Annotated in this window: 18 protein-coding genes; 5 read left to right on the top strand and 13 right to left on the bottom strand. The window is 68.8% G+C overall.

What is annotated here, in order from left to right; all coding sequences use genetic code 11:
* The 4 genes from AC07X5_RS04860 to AC07X5_RS04875 form a co-directional block, all read right to left on the bottom strand.
* Nucleotides 1–711: an ankyrin repeat domain-containing protein gene (locus tag AC07X5_RS04860; protein WP_409955544.1), complete on the bottom strand. Its 711-nt coding sequence runs from the start codon at nucleotides 709–711 to the stop codon at nucleotides 1–3.
* Nucleotides 712–734: 23 nt separating this feature from the next.
* Nucleotides 735–1,226 (bottom strand): GlcG/HbpS family heme-binding protein, encoded by a 492-nt coding sequence (locus AC07X5_RS04865; protein ID WP_409955542.1) that lies wholly within the window; start codon nucleotides 1,224–1,226, stop codon nucleotides 735–737.
* Nucleotides 1,227–1,341: 115 nt separating this feature from the next.
* Entirely contained in the window at nucleotides 1,342–1,977 is a 636-nt protein-coding gene (locus tag AC07X5_RS04870) for a response regulator transcription factor (protein WP_494769226.1), read from the bottom strand.
* Nucleotides 1,974–3,518 (bottom strand): sensor histidine kinase, encoded by a 1,545-nt coding sequence (locus AC07X5_RS04875; RefSeq protein ID WP_494769227.1) that lies wholly within the window; start codon nucleotides 3,516–3,518, stop codon nucleotides 1,974–1,976. Before AC07X5_RS04875 ends, AC07X5_RS04870 begins: the two co-directional genes overlap by 4 nt.
* Nucleotides 3,519–3,564: 46 nt before the next feature.
* Between AC07X5_RS04875 and AC07X5_RS04880 the strand changes: the two genes are divergently transcribed.
* Both AC07X5_RS04880 and dtd read left to right on the top strand, forming a co-directional pair.
* Nucleotides 3,565–4,509, top strand: coding sequence for a cation diffusion facilitator family transporter (locus AC07X5_RS04880; RefSeq protein WP_494769228.1), 945 nt, complete (start codon nucleotides 3,565–3,567; stop codon nucleotides 4,507–4,509).
* The gene (gene dtd, locus AC07X5_RS04885; RefSeq protein ID WP_494769229.1) at nucleotides 4,506–4,964 is read left to right on the top strand and encodes a D-aminoacyl-tRNA deacylase; all 459 of its coding nucleotides are present in this window, start codon (nucleotides 4,506–4,508) and stop codon (nucleotides 4,962–4,964) included. Before AC07X5_RS04880 ends, dtd begins: the two co-directional genes overlap by 4 nt.
* A 6-nt stretch (nucleotides 4,965–4,970) precedes the next feature.
* On the opposite strand, the gene AC07X5_RS04890 is transcribed toward dtd, so the two are convergent.
* The 6 genes from AC07X5_RS04890 to AC07X5_RS04915 form a co-directional block, all read right to left on the bottom strand.
* Nucleotides 4,971–5,339 carry a response regulator gene (locus tag AC07X5_RS04890; RefSeq protein ID WP_409959706.1) on the bottom strand — a complete coding sequence of 123 codons (369 nt, stop codon included), beginning with the start codon at nucleotides 5,337–5,339 and terminating at the stop codon, nucleotides 4,971–4,973.
* A 24-nt stretch (nucleotides 5,340–5,363) separates the two neighbouring features.
* Nucleotides 5,364–5,912, bottom strand: coding sequence for a hypothetical protein (locus tag AC07X5_RS04895; protein WP_494769230.1), 549 nt, complete (start codon nucleotides 5,910–5,912; stop codon nucleotides 5,364–5,366).
* A gap of 10 nt (nucleotides 5,913–5,922) precedes the next feature.
* Nucleotides 5,923–6,636 carry a methyl-accepting chemotaxis protein gene (locus AC07X5_RS04900; protein ID WP_494769231.1) on the bottom strand — a complete coding sequence of 238 codons (714 nt, stop codon included), beginning with the start codon at nucleotides 6,634–6,636 and terminating at the stop codon, nucleotides 5,923–5,925.
* The gene (locus tag AC07X5_RS04905; RefSeq protein WP_494769232.1) at nucleotides 6,633–9,002 is read right to left on the bottom strand and encodes an ATP-binding protein; all 2,370 of its coding nucleotides are present in this window, start codon (nucleotides 9,000–9,002) and stop codon (nucleotides 6,633–6,635) included. The genes AC07X5_RS04900 and AC07X5_RS04905 overlap by 4 nt, the downstream gene beginning before the upstream one ends.
* A gap of 149 nt (nucleotides 9,003–9,151) precedes the next feature.
* Nucleotides 9,152–10,027, bottom strand: a complete 876-nt coding sequence (locus AC07X5_RS04910) for an AEC family transporter (RefSeq protein ID WP_409962424.1) — start codon at nucleotides 10,025–10,027, stop codon at nucleotides 9,152–9,154.
* Nucleotides 10,028–10,087: 60 nt separating this feature from the next.
* Nucleotides 10,088–10,828, bottom strand: coding sequence for a sulfite exporter TauE/SafE family protein (locus AC07X5_RS04915; protein ID WP_494769233.1), 741 nt, complete (start codon nucleotides 10,826–10,828; stop codon nucleotides 10,088–10,090).
* Between the two features lie 146 nt (nucleotides 10,829–10,974).
* On the opposite strand from AC07X5_RS04915, the gene AC07X5_RS04920 reads away from it, so the two are divergent.
* Nucleotides 10,975–11,583 (top strand): histidine phosphatase family protein, encoded by a 609-nt coding sequence (locus tag AC07X5_RS04920; protein ID WP_494769234.1) that lies wholly within the window; start codon nucleotides 10,975–10,977, stop codon nucleotides 11,581–11,583.
* Here the strand turns inward: AC07X5_RS04920 and ybeY are convergent.
* Nucleotides 11,580–12,077 (bottom strand): rRNA maturation RNase YbeY, encoded by a 498-nt coding sequence (gene ybeY, locus AC07X5_RS04925; RefSeq protein ID WP_494769235.1) that lies wholly within the window; start codon nucleotides 12,075–12,077, stop codon nucleotides 11,580–11,582. The two genes, AC07X5_RS04920 and ybeY, sit on opposite strands and share 4 nt — an antisense overlap.
* Nucleotides 12,078–12,093: 16 nt before the next feature.
* Nucleotides 12,094–13,062, bottom strand: coding sequence for a PhoH family protein (locus AC07X5_RS04930; protein ID WP_494769236.1), 969 nt, complete (start codon nucleotides 13,060–13,062; stop codon nucleotides 12,094–12,096).
* An 81-nt stretch (nucleotides 13,063–13,143) separates the two neighbouring features.
* Between AC07X5_RS04930 and ruvA the strand changes: the two genes are divergently transcribed.
* Complete coding sequence (gene ruvA / locus AC07X5_RS04935) at nucleotides 13,144–13,719, top strand: Holliday junction branch migration protein RuvA (RefSeq protein ID WP_494769237.1); 576 nt, start codon at nucleotides 13,144–13,146, stop codon at nucleotides 13,717–13,719.
* A gap of 9 nt (nucleotides 13,720–13,728) precedes the next feature.
* On the opposite strand, the gene AC07X5_RS04940 is transcribed toward ruvA, so the two are convergent.
* Nucleotides 13,729–14,877, bottom strand: coding sequence for a carbonic anhydrase family protein (locus AC07X5_RS04940; RefSeq protein WP_409962436.1), 1,149 nt, complete (start codon nucleotides 14,875–14,877; stop codon nucleotides 13,729–13,731).
* Between the two features lie 114 nt (nucleotides 14,878–14,991).
* Between AC07X5_RS04940 and ruvB the strand changes: the two genes are divergently transcribed.
* Complete coding sequence (ruvB, locus tag AC07X5_RS04945; protein ID WP_494769238.1) at nucleotides 14,992–16,056, top strand: Holliday junction branch migration DNA helicase RuvB; 1,065 nt, start codon at nucleotides 14,992–14,994, stop codon at nucleotides 16,054–16,056.
* The last annotated feature ends 4 nt before the right edge of the window (nucleotides 16,057–16,060 follow it).

The following is a 16,060-nucleotide window of genomic DNA, read 5'->3' on the forward strand; positions in this document are numbered from 1 at the left end:
TCAGCGGCTGAGCATCTGCACCATGGCATCGTAGCCCCGCTGGCGTGCCAGTTGCAGCGGCGTGTTGCCCTGCCGGTCGGTCAGCGCCTTGCTGGCGCCGGCCTTGACCAGGGCCTTGAGCGTGGCCTGGTGGCGTGGACCGCCATCGCCGAGCACGATGGACTCGATCAGCGCCGTCCAGTGCAGGTTGTTCACATGGTCCAGCGGTGCGCCAGCCGCGATCAGCTGCCGCACCACGCCGTCGTGGCCCAGGTGGGCTGCGGCGATCAGGGCGGTGCCGTCGTAGCGGCTGGTCACCTGCTTGGCGCTGGCGCCGAGCGACAGCAGCAGGGCCAGGGTGTCTTCGTCGTCGGCCACGGCGGCAATGGTCACCGCGTCGTAGCGGTCGTTTTCCAGCAGGTCCAGCCCGGCGCCGGCCTTGGCCAGCAGGCGGACGGCCTCGCGCTGGCGCGCAAAGGTCGCCACGTGCAGGGGCGTGCGGCCATGGGCATCGCGGGCATTGACCTGGGCGGCACCCGCACCTGCCAGCAGTCGCCGCAGCGTGGCACTGTCGCCCTGGGCCGCAGCGGCGTGCAGGCCCTGGTAGGCGGCGATCTCGCCCGGGCTGGGCGGCACCTGGGCGTGCGCCGGTTGCAGCGCGGCGAAGGCCAGGGCGATGGCGCACAGCGCACGCGCCGTGCTTGCGAGAGAAGGGGCGGTGCGGCGGGCCATGGTGCGTCCTTTCCGGAGCCGGGTTACTTCAGCAGGTCCGCCACCTTGGCGATGCCGGCCTGGGCGCATTGCTCGTCCAGGTGACCGCCAGGTGCGCCACCCACGCCCACGGCGCCGATGACTTCGTTGCCCACCTTTACGGGCACGCCACCGCCCAGCAGCAGGTAGCCGGGGATGTTGACCAGGTTGGCGGCTGCAGGGTTCTTTTGGGCACCTTCCATCATGGCCAGTGTCGTGTTCTTGGCCGAGGCCGAGGTGTAGGCCTTCAGGCGGCTGGCTTCCAGCGTGTGCGGGCCGGCGTTGTCGGCGCGGTAAACGGCGCGCACGGTGCCGGCGCGGTCCACCACGGTGGCGGTCACGGCGTAGCCATTGGCGGTGCAGGTGGCCACGGTCTGGGCGGCGATCTGCGTGGCCAGGTCCAGCGAGATGTTCTTTTCGGTGCGCACGCCTTCGGCGCTGGCAGCGGTGGCGACGAAAGCGAGGGCGATGGCGGCGGTATTGATGTGGCGTTGCATGGTGTTCTCCGGTGGTTTGTAAGGCCGGCCTGGCAGGGTGTCGGGCCGTGGGAGAACTGTAAAAAATGCCGGCCGCCGGCACCATTCGTGCGGCTACGCGCGCGCCTCCGTAGAACTACGGAGCGTAGTTGTCCACCAGCGCGGCGTAGCGCCGTATCAGCTGCGCCAGCGACTCGGTGCCGAGCTTGGCGAACAGGTTGGCGCGGTGGGTTTCCACCGTGCGCGGCGAGAGTTCGAGCGCGCGGCCGATCTCCTTGTTGGTCAGGCCCTCGACGATCAGGCCCAGCACCTCGCGTTCGCGTGCGGAGAGCTGGGCGTGGCGCTCGCGCGCCTGCTGGTCGGCCTGGTGGCGCTCGCGCGAGCGCACATGCTGGCGTACGGCGTTCTGCAGCGCTTCGAGCAGCACTTCGTCGTCCACCGGCTTTTCAAGGAACTCGGCAGCCCCGGCCTTGAAGGCGCGCCGGCACATGTCCACCGTGCCATGGCCGGTCAGCATCACCACCGGCTGGTCCACGCCCTGCGCCAGCAACTGCTCCAGCAGGGCCAGTCCACTGGTGCCCGGCATGCGCACATCGAGCACGATGGCACCGATGCTGGCGCGGTCGAAGCCGGCGGCAAAGGCCAGCGGATCGGCCCAGGCCTGCACGCGCAGGCCCACGGTGCCGATCAGCAGGGACAGGCCCTCGCGCACGGCGGCATCGTCGTCCACCAGATGGATCAGAGGGGACAGGGGCGTGGCGTGGTCAGTCATGGAAGCACAGGGGTGGGCAGCGGGGCGGCCGGATGCACTGGCGCGGGCGCATGGGTCGCCACCGGCAGCACCAGCACGAAGGCAGCGCCGCGGCCAGCCGCGGGTGCCAGCCACAGCTGCGCACCCATGGCCTGGGCCAGGCTTTCGCAGAGTGTGAGGCCCAGGCCCAGGCCGCCTTCGCGCGTGGTGTAGAAAGGCTCGAACAGGCGGTCGCGCGCCTCGGCCGGTATGCCCGGGCCATGGTCGCGCACGGTCAGGGCCACCTGGCCGCTGTCCTGGTTGCCCATGTGCAGCTCCAGCCGGCGCTCTGCCTGCGCAACCTGCTCCATGGCCTGCAGCGCGTTCATCACCAGGTTGTGCACGATCTGCTGCAGGGCCACCGGTTCGGCCAGCACGGCGGGAAGTTCGTGTTCGGCCTGCACGTCCAGCACCACGCCGCGCTGCTGCAGCTCGGGCTCCACCAGGCGCAGCACGTCGCCCACCGCCACGGGCAGTGCCAGGGGCTGGACCTGGCCGGCCAGGTCGGGCCGCTCCACCAGGCGGCGCAGCCGGCCCACCACGGCCGAGGCGCGGCGCGCCTGCTCCACGGCGCGGGCCATGGCTTCGAAAGCGGTGTCCAGGTCCGGTGGCGACTCGCCCAGCAGGCGCTTGGCGGCCTGGGTGCTGGCCAGCAGGGCCGTAAGGGGTTGGTTGAGCTCATGCGCCATGCCGGCGGCCAGCTCGCCCAGGGTATTGAGCCGGGCCACCTGGCCCAGGCGCAGCAGTTCCTCGGCGCGCTGGCGTGCCACGCGCTGGCGCCACCAGGCCAGCGCGCCGGCCCAGAGGGTTGCCGTGAGCGCGCACCAACCGAGCATGGCCCACCACGGCAGTTCGGCCGGCGTCACGGTGCGCTCGGCCACCACGTCCAGGGGCTGGCTGGGCGACGCCAGCAGCTTGTGCACGCTGAAGTGCCAGCCCATGCGGTCCAGGCGGCGCCCCGGCTGCACCACGAAGGACTGGCCGGCCCGTTCCAGCGCCACGCGCACCGGGCTGGTCACCGGGTTCATGGGCCATTCCTCCAAGGGCACGGTGGCCGCCAGGTCGATCTGCAGCGCATAGCTGGCCGGCGTGCCCGCCAGTACCAGGTGGTAGCGGCCGGCCGCCAGGTCGGCCAGGGCCATCTCGGCGCGGCCGGATCGGCGCGAAGACGCCTCGGCGGCATCGAGCGCGGCCTTTTGTGCTGCGGGCCAGGCAGCGCCGGCCGGGCGCTGCAGCACAGCCAGGATCTGGGGGTAGACCGAGGGCAGGCGCGGCAGGGTCGAGGCCGCCACCGTGTCGGCAACGGCACCGGGCACTGGTGGCTGCAGCAGCGCCAGCGTGGCCATCACGGCATCGTGCTGCACCACGCGCTGGCTGAGCAGCCGGTGCACGATGCGTGCGTCCGTATCGAAGGCCGCGCGCAGCTGTTCTACGCGCGCATGCGCCAGCCAGCCGGCACCGGCGGCCGCCACGAGGGCCCACAACAGCAATCCTGCGAGGCGATGACGCCATGCCTTGGTCATGGGGCGGATTCTGGCACGCTGGCGGTCTGGTGTAATCCTGTCAGCCATGCCCACCCCAGCCCCTTCGCTCCACCCCTGGTTCACGCCCCGCAATCTGCTGTGGGCGTCGGTGGCCGTGGCGCTGGTCACCATCGCGCTCAAGACGGCCGCCTGGTACGTGACCGGCTCGGTTGGCCTGCTGTCGGACGCCATGGAGTCTTTCGTCAACCTGGCCAGTGCCGTGTTCGCCCTGGCCATGGTCACCATCGCCCAACTGCCTGCGGACGAGAACCATCCCTACGGGCACCACAAGGCCGAATATTTCTCCTCGGGCTTCGAGGGCATCCTCATCGTCGGGGTCTCGCTGGGCATTCTCTGGGCGGCGGGGCACCGGCTGTTCGCCCCCCAGCCCATCGAGCAGCTGGGCTGGGGCCTGGTGCTGTCGGTGGCCAGCTCGGTGCTCAACGGGGTGCTGGCCTGGCTCATGCTGCGTTCATCGCGCGTGCACCAGTCGATTGCGCTGGAGGCCGATGCGCGCCATCTCTTCACCGACGTCTGGACCTCGGCCGGCGTGCTCGTGGGTATTGTGGGGGCCACGCTCACGGGCTGGCTCTGGCTCGATGCCATGGCGGCCATCGCCGTGGCGCTCAATATCCTCAAGGAGGGTGTGTCGCTGGTCTGGCGCTCATCGCAGGGCCTGATGGACGAGGCGGCCGAGCCCGAGGTGCAGGCCGCCATCGAAGCCACGCTGCAGCGCTTCGCCCAGGCCCAGGCGCCGGGGGCGGTGCGCTTCGACCATGTTTCCACGCGGCGCGCCGGCCAGCGCCAGTTCGCCGGCCTGCACCTGCACGTGCCTGGCAACTGGACCCTGGCCCAGGCCGCCCGGCTGCGCGGCCAGGTGGAGCGGGCGCTGGTGGCGGCCGTGCCCGGCCTGCGCGCCACCATCGAGCTGCTGCCCAACGACGTGGAGGCCCTTTTCCATGAACCCGAACCCGAGGATGTGACGAAGTGATCAGTGTGATTCAGCGCGTGCGCGAGGCGCGCGTGGACGTGGAAGGCCAGACTGTGGGCGCCATCGGCCAAGGCCTTCTGGTGCTGGTATGTGCCGAGCGCGGCGATACCGAGGCAGTGGCCGACAAGTTGCTGGCCAAGCTGCTCAAGCTGCGCATCTTCGGCGACGACGCCGGCAAGATGAACCGCAGCCTGCAGGACGTGGCCGGCGGCCTGCTGCTGGTGAGCCAGTTCACGCTGGCCGCCGATACCACGGGTGGCAACCGCCCGAGCTTCACCCAGGCGGCTGCCCCGGACGAGGGCCGGCGCCTGTTCGACCACGTGGTGCAGCAGGCACGTGCCCTGCATCCCGTGGTGGCCACGGGCCGTTTCGCGACGGAGATGCAGGTGCACCTTGTCAACGACGGGCCGATCACCATACCGCTGCGCATTGCGCCAGCGGCGCCAGCGCAGTAGGCGGGATCAGGCTCCCACCAGTTTCTGGAACGAGCCCAGCACGGCCGGGCCGTTGAACGGCTTGACGATCCAGCCGCGGATGCCGGCGGCCTTGCCGCGTTCCTTCATCGCGGGCGAGTTCTCCGTGGTCAGCATCACGATGTTGACACCGCTGTTCTTGAGCTCGCTGCGCACCTTCTCGGCCATGGTCAGGCCGTCCATGTTGGGCATGTTCACGTCGCAGACCACGAGTTTGATGCGCGAATCCTGCTGCAGCTTGGTCAGGCCGTCGCGGCCGTCCACCGCGAAAGCGATGTCAAAGCCGTTCTTGCCCAGGAAGCCGCCGACTTCGTTGCGCACGGTGCTGGAGTCGTCGACGACGAGGATGTTGGCCATGGGTTTTCCTTGCAAAAAAAGAGGTCAGAAGAATTCCAGTTCGCCCGCGACCTCCTGCACCTCGGGCGCTTTCCAGTGGAAGTCCATGGGGGTATAGGCGCGGGCGCACAGGGTGGCGTACAGGGGACTGCCATCGGGCATGTCGATCTCGAAGTGCTGCAGGTGGTCGGTGCCGATCTGGGCCATGTGGGGCAGGCTGCGGATGTCCAGGATCTGGGGGGTGGACAGGCCCAGGCAGTCGTAGAAGGCACCGAGCTCGCGGTTCATGGCGCCGCAGCACATGTTGCCGATCTCGCAGATGGCGTCAATGAACTGCTGCTGGCCCAGGTCGCTCACGTTCTGACCGATCACGCATGCAATCCATTCCCGCGTGCGCGCATCGGGGGCGAAGTGCAGCGCCGTGATGATGCGAAACGAGTAGGAGGCGATCGACAGCACCGCCATGTGCGTCAGCGAACCCTGCGCAACCGCCGGCACGGTGCGGATCTCTGGCTGGTGCTGCCCCATGCTCTGGCGCAGGCCTTCCATCATCATGCGGTCCAGGCTGTCCCTGGCGCGTTGGCTCACGGTCATGGGGTCGGGTTCAGGCGCACAGTGCCGCCTGGATCTTGCGGTTGGTCAGCTCCAGGCCCATCGACGCGTTGATGATCATCTTGCCGCCGGCCTGCATGTCCTGGAAGGTGGTGGTGGCTATCAGGTCGTTCTTGTACAGGTTGTCGCGGTAGTGCTTGGACAGGGCCTCGGCGTTGACCGACAAGGTGCGCATCTCGTTGGCCACCACGGCAAAGCCGCGGCCGGCACCGCCCGCGCGCGCCGCCTCGATGGAGGCGTTCAGCGCCACGATCACCATCTGGCGCACGATGCGGGCGAACTCGTCGTTCTTCTCGTGCATGTCCTTGTTGTGCGCCACCAGCTTGCTCATGTCGGCATGCCAGCGCTCGAAGGTCTTGCTGATGCCCTGCAGTTCGGCCAGGGCCTTGGCCAGCGTCTGGCTGTGGCCCATGGCGCCCTGCACCACGGCCTGCGCCTGCTGGCCGGCGCTGTGCTCGATCGCGCGCTGCTCCTCTTCCCACTGGCCGATGGCCTCCTGCATGCTGGCTTCGGTCTGGCGCAGCGAAGCGCTGAGCTGCTCCACCATCGCGTGGAGCCGCGCGTTCTCGTCCTCCATCTCCCAGTGCACGTTCTTGCCCGCTTCCCCGGTCTGCATGGCGGCCCGGCGCTGCCTGCGCTGCAACAGCCACCAGGCGGCCCCGGCGCCCAGGGCGGCGCCGCACAGGAACATCAATACTTCCATCATTGCACTGCTTCCTCCTGGCGCGCCGGCTGGGCATGGCGCGCCACTGCGTACTGCGCGGGCAGGTGGATCACCGTCTGAAATGGTGCGTGGCCTGCGGGCTTGGCCGCAGAATCCTGAAGCTCCAGCGCGATGCTGCCGCCCGCGGATTCGATGAAGGCCTTCACCGCGTCCATGCCGACGCCACGTCCCGAGATGGCCGTGACCTCGCTGGCCGTGGAGAACCCTGGTGCGAAGATGAGCTGCGCGGTCTCGGTCGGAGTCAGGCGGCTGTCCGCCGCGACCAGGCCCGATTCCACCGCCTTGTCGCGAATGCGCACCAGGTTCAGGCCGCGTCCGTCGTCGGACAGCCGCAGCGTGATCTTCTCGCCGGCACGCTGCATGGCGATCTCGATGCGGCCCTGCGCGGCTTTGCCCTGCGCGGTGCGCTCCTGGGGGGCCTCGATGCCGTGGTCGAGCGAATTGCGCAGCAGGTGCATGAAGGTATTGCGCAGCACGTCGGCCATCTGGGTGCGCAGCGCCATGCCGCCGTCTTCAATGGCAACCTGGGGCGCCTCCTTGCCCAGTTCCCGCGCCAGATCGGGCAGCGAAGCCACCACCGTGTCGAGCATGTCGTGCAGGGTGCTGGTGCCCAGCAGCTGCAGGGCATGCTGCACCTGCTCCAGCATGGCCCGCGTGGCATGGGCATTGCCGCTGTGGATGGCATGGTCCGCCGCGTGCAGCAGCTCGTCGATGCGCTCGCGCGGCACCATCAGGTACTTCTCCACGCTGCCGCGGCGTCCTGGGCCCTTGCGGCCCAGCTTGGTATCGTTGATCTGCACGTAGGCGTCCAGCGACTGGCGCACGGCCTCAAGCTCGGTCTGCAGGGCCGCGTGGTCCCAGCCGGAGAGGTCCTGGCGCAGGGCGTCGTAGCGCTGCTCGGCCGCATGCGCCGCGTCGGCCAGCTGCAGCAGGCCATAGGTGCGGGCGTTGCCCTTGATGGTGTGCATGTTGCGGAACAACTCGGCCACGGCCGCTGCACGGGCCGCAGCGTCGGTGGCTGCGCCGTCCAGCAGGCGCTGGTTGTGCAGCACGAAGGAGGCCGAGCCGTCCACGAAGTCGTGGAATTTTTCCTGCTGCACGGCCAGCACCTCGCCGATCATCGCCAGCTCCTGCTTCTGCGCCTGGGCGGCGCGGGCCAGCTCGCGCAGCTCGGTCACGTCACGCACGCACAGCATCAGGCGCTCGATGGTGCCATCGGCCGAGGCGATGGGCGACCAGGTGAGGTCCAGTACCTTGGCCTTGCCGTCGGCAAAGCGTGCGCTCACCTCGCCGGGCAGCAGGTGGGCGTTGAACTCGAAGTTCATTTCGTCTTCGCCGATGCAGGCGTCGATGGCGGTGGTGGCCTGGGACATGGCGTCGGCCCCCAGATCGGTGTGGTTGAGCAGCACGTCGCCCACGCTGCGACCGGCGATGTTGCGGGTCCCGACAATGCTGGCCAGATGGTCCGAGTACTCGGGGTGGATCGTGCCGCCGGCCTGCAGCGTCATGATGCCCTGGGGAATGGTGTGCAGCATGACCTGGATGTCGGCCGTCTTGCGGCGCACCAGCTCGGTGCTCTCCTGGATCTTCTCCACCATGAGGTTGAAGGCCGTGAGCGAGCGGCCGATTTCATCCATGCGCGCCACGGGCACCCGGTGCGAGAAATCCTGGCTGGTGGCGATCTCGGTCATCTTGTGCTCCATCTCTCCGATGGGCTTGACGATCTGGCGGTACAGGATGAAGCCGATGCCCACCATCACCAGAACCGCCACGATGGTGATCGCGGTCAGCGTCGTCGTGGTCTGCGTCAGGTTGGCGTTCAGGGCTGCAATGGCCTCGTCCTTGCCGCGGCGCTTTTCCACCTGCACGGCCTCGATCATCTGGCCCTGCTCGCGCAGGTACTGGTCCACGGTGGCGGCCATGGTGGCCTCGGCGGCTTCCTGCTGGCCAGCGAGCTTGAACTTGGCCGTGTCGTCGATGGCCTGGAAATAGTTTTCCAGGCTCATCTCGGCTTCCTTGATCAGGCCGCGCTGGGCGTCGCTGTCGGCCTGGCGCATCTGGTCCGCCAGGGCCTTCTGCAGGTCGGCCTTGCGCGAGGCCAGGGCCTCGTGCATGGTCTTGGCACTGGCTTCGTCGGGCGCCGACACCATGCCCAGGGTGGCAATGTGCACGTCCTTGAGCTGGCCCATCAGTTCCACCGACTGGATGGTGCTGGGTACCACCCCTTCGGTCACCGCCTTGACCTGCTGTGCGCCGCGGGACGACTGGTACAGCGCAAAGCCGCCGATAGCGCACAGCGCCAGGAAGGTGAGGGCAATGAGCAGGATGATGCGCAGGCGGACGGTCATGGGGATGGACTGGCGGCTGAACCAATGTAACAATTTGATTCAAATGTCGGCGCCGCGCGTTGCGCCTTCATGACAGTGCCCCCGGAGAGTTGAGGGGCAAGGAGCGCCCGTCGTGTGCAGGTCTGCGTTCCGTGCCTGAAACCCTGCCGTTACTGCAGCGTGAATGCCAGTGCAATGGGCAGGAACACCAGGGCGCCGAGGTTGCCGATCAGCACCATCGACGCCACCTTGTCAGGCTCCTGGCGGTAGCGTTCGGCGAGGATGAAGTTGATCACCGCCGGGGGCAGGGCGCCGAACACCAGCAGCAGGCCCTGCTCGCGCGTTGGCAGGCCCATGCCCCAGCCCACGGCCCAGGCGATGGCCATGCCAGCCACGGGCCGCAGCACCGCGCCGAAGATGCCGAAGCCGATGGAGTGGATGCGCGAATCCGCCATGCGTACTCCCAGCGCAAACAGCATCAGCGGGATGGAGATGTCGCCCACCATGCGGATGGCCGTGAGCAGCGGCGGCCACAGTTCCCAGCCCGCCAGGCCCACCACCAGCCCCGCGATGGCCGCGAGGTTGGGGGGAGACGCCCACACCGTGCGCAGCCGTGCCTGGTGGTCCAGCAGCCAGATGCCGAAGGAGAACTGCAGTGCGTTGGAGACGATGAACATCGCTACCGCAGGTGCCAGCGCGTCCTGGCCAAAGGCCAGCACCGCCAGCGGCAGGCCCAGGTTGCCGCAGTTGTTGAACATCATCGGTGGTACCAGCGTCTTCGGGTCCCAACGCAGTGCACGCGCCACGAGCCATCCCACCACGCCGGTGCCGACCATCAGCAGCAGCGTGGCCGCCAGAAGTCCCAGGTGGTCCTGGACACGGAAATCCTTGCTGGCGATGGCGCCGAACACCAGGGCCGGCGCGAACACCGACAGGTTGAGGTTGTTGGCGGTCGTCAGATCGGGTTTCAGGCGCCGCCCGACGGCATAGCCCAGGGTGGCAATGGCGAACAGCGGGAACAGGATGGAGAGGATGCGCAGCAGCATGGGTACGTGGGGAAAAGCCCTTTGAGCTTAAGGCACTGGTGCCCTGCCGGTGCCCCGTGTTCATTGCCGCCAGAAGAACACACCTGCCATCACCAGCCCCGTCGCCACGATGCCGCCGCGCAGCCACTGTGCGGGAATGTGCCGTGCCACGCGCGCCCCGCCATAGCCCCCGGCCGTGGCGGCCAGCATCATCACCAGGGCCTGGGGCCACTGCACTACGCCGCCGGCCGCGTAGATGGCCACGGCAATGGCGGTGAGCAGGGCCGAGACCCCATTCTTGAGCCCGTTCATGGCATGCAGGCTCGTCTGCCCCAGCAAGCCGAACAAGGCCAGCAGCAAAATGCCCAGCCCGCCGTTGAAGTAGCCGCCGTAGGCGGCCACGGCCAGCAGGCCCGCGACCGCCTTGAAGGGGGAGGGGGCGCCGCCTGCCAGGCGCTGCCGCAGCCAGGGGCCGAAGGCGAACAGCGCGGTGGCGGCCAGCAGCAGCCAGGGCACCACGCGGCGGAAAGTGGCCTCGGGCGTTACCAGCAGCAGGGCCGCGCCGGCGGCGCCGCCGGCCAGGGACAGCGCCACCAGCAGCCGCATCGACAGGCCCGGCGGCGGGGCCGTGTCTTCGCGAAAGCCCCAGGCCCCGGCCAGATAGCCCGGCAGCAGCGCCACCGTGCCCGTGGCATTGGCCACCACCGGCGGCACGCCCGTGAACACCAGGGCCGGCAGGGTCAGGAAGCTGCCCCCTCCCGCAACGGCATTGAGGGCACCCGCCACGAAGGCGGCGGCAAGCAGCAGGAGAATATCGGCCATGGGTACCAGCGAAAGCGGGGGGAATGGAAGAGGGCGCCCGCGAGGCAGGCGTGGCGCGCATCTTAGGGTGGGAACGGGCCGCACGACCTGCGGTGGAACGCCTGCCAAGTCAAAGGTGTTTTGCGTTACAACGTGGTTCTCTGGCCATGCACACCATGCGAATCCTGTACTTCATCAGCCACCCCGATGTGGCCATCAGCCCCCAGGTCCCCATCACGCGCTGGCCCCTGTCGCCGCGCGGCAGGGCACGCATGGCGGCAGCGCTCGCACAGCCCTGGGTGGCCAACCTGTCCTCCATCTACAGCAGCACCGAGCAAAAAGCCATCGATGGGGCCGCCATCCTCGCGGCGCACTGCGGGCTGGGGTTCACGCAGGTGCCCGCGCTCGGCGAGAACGACCGATCGTCCACGGGCTACCTTCCGCTGGCGGAGTTCGAGACAGTGGCCGATGCGTTCTTCGCGCAACCAGGAGAGTCGGTGCGCGGCTGGGAGACTGCGGTTGATGCCCAGGCACGCATCGCCGATGCCGTGGCGTCGATTGCCGCAGCGGATGCAACGGCCGGTGATGTGGCCATCGTCTCGCACGGTGCCGTGGGGGCCTTGCTGTACTGCCATCTGGCTGGCCACCCGATCTCACGGCGTTGGGACCAGCCCGCCAATGGCGGAGGCAATTACTTCACGGTCGAGTGGGGCGACAAGCCTCGTGCGCTGTCGTGGTGGCTACCGGTCGATGAGGTGGTTCCGGCCGCTTCCTAGCGCTTGCGTGCTTTCGCCGCCTGGGGCGCCACCGGCTTGGCATCGTACGGGTCGGCAAAGCCCAGCTCCTGCAGGATGGCCGTTTCGTAGGCCTCCATCTCGTCGGCATCGGTCGCGCTGGTCTCATGGTCCCAGCCCTGGGCGTGCAGTGCGCCGTGCACCAGCATGTGGGCGTAGTGCTCTTCCAGGCTCTTGTTCTGCTCCTTCGCCTCGCGCTCGATCACCGGCGCGCACAGCACCAGGTCGGCCGTGACCACGGGCTCCTGCATGTAGTCGAAGGTCAGCACATTGGTCGCATAGTCCTTGTGGCGGTAGTCTTTGTTGAGCTGGCGGCCTTCCGCGGCGTCCACGATGCGCACGGTGATCTCGGCGTCGGTGGCCAGGGCGTGGCGTATCCAGCGCGTGACCTTGTGGCGCGGCAGCACGGCGCGGTGGGCAGCGGCGCCGTCGAAACGGCCGAACTGCAACGACAGGGACAATTGGTTCAATGGCATGGCGGGCTTCCTTTGCTCACTCGCCGCGCGTGCGCGTGGAGGCCGCGGTGCGGCGCGTGGTCGAGGCGTCGTAGGCATCGACGATGCGCGCCACCAGCGGGTGGCGCACCACGTCGGCGCTGGTGAAGTGGGTCACGGCGATGCCCTTGACGCGCTTGAGCACGCGTTCGGCATCGACCAGGCCGCTCATCGCGCCCTTGGGCAGGTCGATCTGGCTCACGTCCCCCGTGACCACGGCGCGCGCGCCGAAGCCGATGCGCGTGAGGAACATCTTCATCTGCTCGGGCGTGGTGTTCTGGGCTTCGTCCAGGATCACGAACGCGTTGTTGAGCGTGCGCCCGCGCATGAAGGCCAGAGGCGCGATCTCGATGGCGTTGCGCTCGAAGGCCTTTTGCACTTTGTCGCTGCCCATCAGCTCGTAGAGCGCGTCGTACAGCGGGCGCAGGTAGGGGTCGACCTTCTGCGCCAGGTCGCCGGGCAGAAAGCCCAGGCGCTCGCCCGCCTCCACCGCCGGGCGGGTCAGCACAATGCGCTGCACGGTGCTGCGCTCCAGCGCGTCCACCGCGCAGGCCACGGCCAGGTAGGTCTTGCCCGTGCCTGCCGGGCCGATGCCGAAGGTGATGTCGTGCGTGGCGATGTTCTGCAGGTACAGGTTCTGCGTGGGCGTGCGCCCGCGCAGGTCGGCCCGGCGCGTATTGAGCACGATGGCACCGTCCGGCGCCTCCAGCAGTTCGCTGTCGCCCGCCAGCATGAGCTGGATATGGTCCTCGGGGATGGGCCGCTCGGCCATTTCGTACAGCGCCTGCAGCAGCTCCATGGCCTGGGTGGCCTTGGCCTTGGGGCCGTCGACCTTGAATTGCTCGTGCCGGTGCGCAATGCTCACCTGCAGCGCCACCTCGATGGTGCGCAGATGCGCATCGGCTGGCCCGCACAGGTGTGTGAGCCGGGTGTTGTTGTGGGGAGTGAAGGTATGGCGCAGGATCACGCTGATAATTCCCGTCAGGCAATGGAAAGACGCAAGAAGTGACGGCATGGCCGGTCACGCCGGCGCCGGCAAAGGACATCAATGATAGGCAAATTGACCGGCACCCTGCTGGAGAAGAATCCCCCCGAGGTGCTTTTGGACTGCCACGGGGTGGGCTACGAGGTGAATGTGCCCATGAGCACCTTCTACAACCTGCCCTCCGTGGGGGAGCGCGTGAGCCTGCTCACGCAGTTCATCGTGCGCGAGGATGCGCAACTGCTGTATGGCTTTGGCACGGCCGAGGAGCGCCAGGCCTTTCGCGAGCTGATCAAGATCTCGGGCGTGGGCCCGCGCACGGCGCTGTCCATCCTGAGCGGCATGGGCGTGGGTGATCTGGCCCAGGCCATCACGCTGCAGGAGGCGGGGCGCCTGGTCAAGGTGCCCGGCATCGGCAAGAAGACCGCCGAGCGCCTGCTGCTGGAGCTCAAGGGCAAGCTGGGCGCCGACGTGGGCGGCGCACGCACCCATGCCGCCAGCGACGCGCAGGCCGACATCCTGCAGGCCTTGCTGGCCCTGGGCTACAACGACAAGGAGGCGGCGGCCGCGCTCAAGGCACTGCCGGCCGAAGTGGGCGTGAGCGATGGCATCAAGCTGGCGCTCAAGTCGCTGGCCAAGTAGACAGACGATTCACTGGGCTTCACGGACCAGGCGGCCGTTCATCGCCTGGACCGGGCGCGCATTGGGTTGCGACACACGCTGCAGCAGGCGCAGCTGCTCCAGGCCCACGTTCACCGGGGTCTTCATCACGATGCGCAGTACGCCCTCGGTACAGGGCGGGGTGCTCAGGGAGCCCGCGTACTGGTAGTAGCGCCGGTCCTGCGGCAGCAGCTCGCCCAGCGAGAGCTCCGGCTGCGGCAGGCGCACGCGGTCCTGCGCGTCCAGCGGCATGTGCATCCAGATGCGGGAGATGAAGGCATTGGGGCTGCCCAGCTGCATGGGCACGCTCACCACGGCCATCTGGCCGCTCGGGCCCTGGTACACCAGCTCGGTGGCCATGGGGTGGTTCTGCAGGTGCACACGCTCCTCCGCGGGGTGGCGGAACTGCAGGCGCACCAGGCGCCAGGGGGCACCGCGCAGCGGCAGGATGCTGGCGCCCTCCACCTCCAGCTCCAGGCCATGCCCTGTGTTCCACACCGTGCCACCGAAGAACTGGTGGCCGAAGGGCAAGGGGTCGGCCGGGCCGGTCGCCACGTCCGGGGCCGTGATGTGGACCGGCGATTGCCGCGTGCCCCGGCTGCAGGCCGCAAAGTCCGGGTGCAGACTGCCCCAGGCGCCGGGGCCCCTGTCGCCGCTGCCATGGTCCCAGCGCACCGTGCGCGGGTCGGCGGGCGGTGGCGGGGGCGCAGGCGGTGCAGCGGCGGCCAGCTCGGCCGCCCGTGTCTGGATGTAGCGGCGGCTGGCGCCGGGGTCCTGCACGGCTGGCCGGGGTGGAACCGGTGGGGGGGCTGCGGCCTTGGCCGGCTGGCGCGGGCGCTCGGCGGATATGCGCACCTCCACGCTGGGGATGGGCTCGGCCCGCCGGCGTGCGCCCGGCGGGGTGGGGGCCGCATTCCTGGCCTTGGCGCGCTGGATGGCCTCGTCGATCCGGGTGGCCAGGGTGGCCTTGTCCTGCGGGTTCTCGATGCGGATGGTGCCGCTGGCGGCCCGCGAGGGCGCAGGCGCCGCGGTCTGCGCGGTCGCGGTCAGAGCGGTGGCGCCGCAGGCGGCCAGAGCGGCCAGCAGTTGCAGCAGCAGTGGCCGGGGCAGGCGGGTGGGCGCAGGCATCGTCTTTTTCATGGGCTTCTTCATCTATCGGCGCCGCACGCACTTACTTTAACCCTGGGGTTCCTCCCGGGTTATATAGTTCCGATCTTCATGCTCCCGCGTGAATCAGATTCCGATAGAACCACCGTGACCATCCAGACCGACGACTTCGCCCCCGTACCGCCGCCCAAGCGCGTGGTGTCCGCCGCGCCCGCTTCCCCGCAGGAAGAGGCCATCGAGCGCGCCCTGCGCCCCAAGCTGCTGCAGGAGTACGTGGGCCAGGCCAAGGCGCGCGAGCAGCTGGAGATCTTCATCGGCGCGGCGCGCAAGCGCGAGGAGGCGCTGGACCACGTGTTGCTGTTCGGCCCGCCCGGCCTGGGCAAGACCACGCTGAGCCACATCATCGCGGCCGAACTCGGGGTGAACCTGCGCCAGACCAGCGGCCCCGTGCTCGAAAAGCCCAAGGATCTGGCCGCGCTGCTGACCAACCTGGAGAGGAACGACGTTCTCTTCATCGACGAGATCCACCGCCTCTCGCCCGTGGTCGAGGAAATCCTCTATCCCGCGCTCGAGGACTACCAGATCGACATCATGATCGGCGAAGGCCCGGCGGCACGCAGCATCAAGCTCGACCTGCAGCCCTTCACCCTGGTGGGGGCCACCACGCGCGCTGGCATGCTCACCAACCCGCTGCGCGACCGCTTCGGCATCGTCGCGCGGCTGGAGTTCTACACCGCCGAGGAGCTGGCCCGCATCGTGCAGCGCAGTGCCGGGCTGCTCAATGCCCCGATGGACGAGGCGGGCGGCTTCGAGATCGCGCGCCGTTCGCGCGGCACGCCGCGCATCGCCAACCGCCTTCTGCGCCGGGTGCGCGACTATGCCGACGTCAAGGGCGATGGCCGCATCACCAAGGAGATCGCCAACCGCGCCCTGGCCATGCTCGATGTGGACCCGCAGGGCTTTGACGTGATGGACCGCAAGCTGCTCGAAGCCGTGGTGCACCGCTTCGACGGCGGTCCCGTGGGGCTGGACAACATCGCCGCGAGCATCGGCGAGGAGGCAGGCACCATCGAGGACGTGATCGAGCCCTACCTGATCCAGCAGGGCTTCTTGCAGCGCACCACACGCGGTCGCGTGGCCACGCTGGCCGCCTACCGCCACCTGGGGGTGACGCCGCCCAAGACCGGTGGGCAGGACCTGTTCGAGAGCTGAAAGC

This window comes from Acidovorax sp. GW458-11-26-14-TSB4 (genome assembly GCF_059423865.1).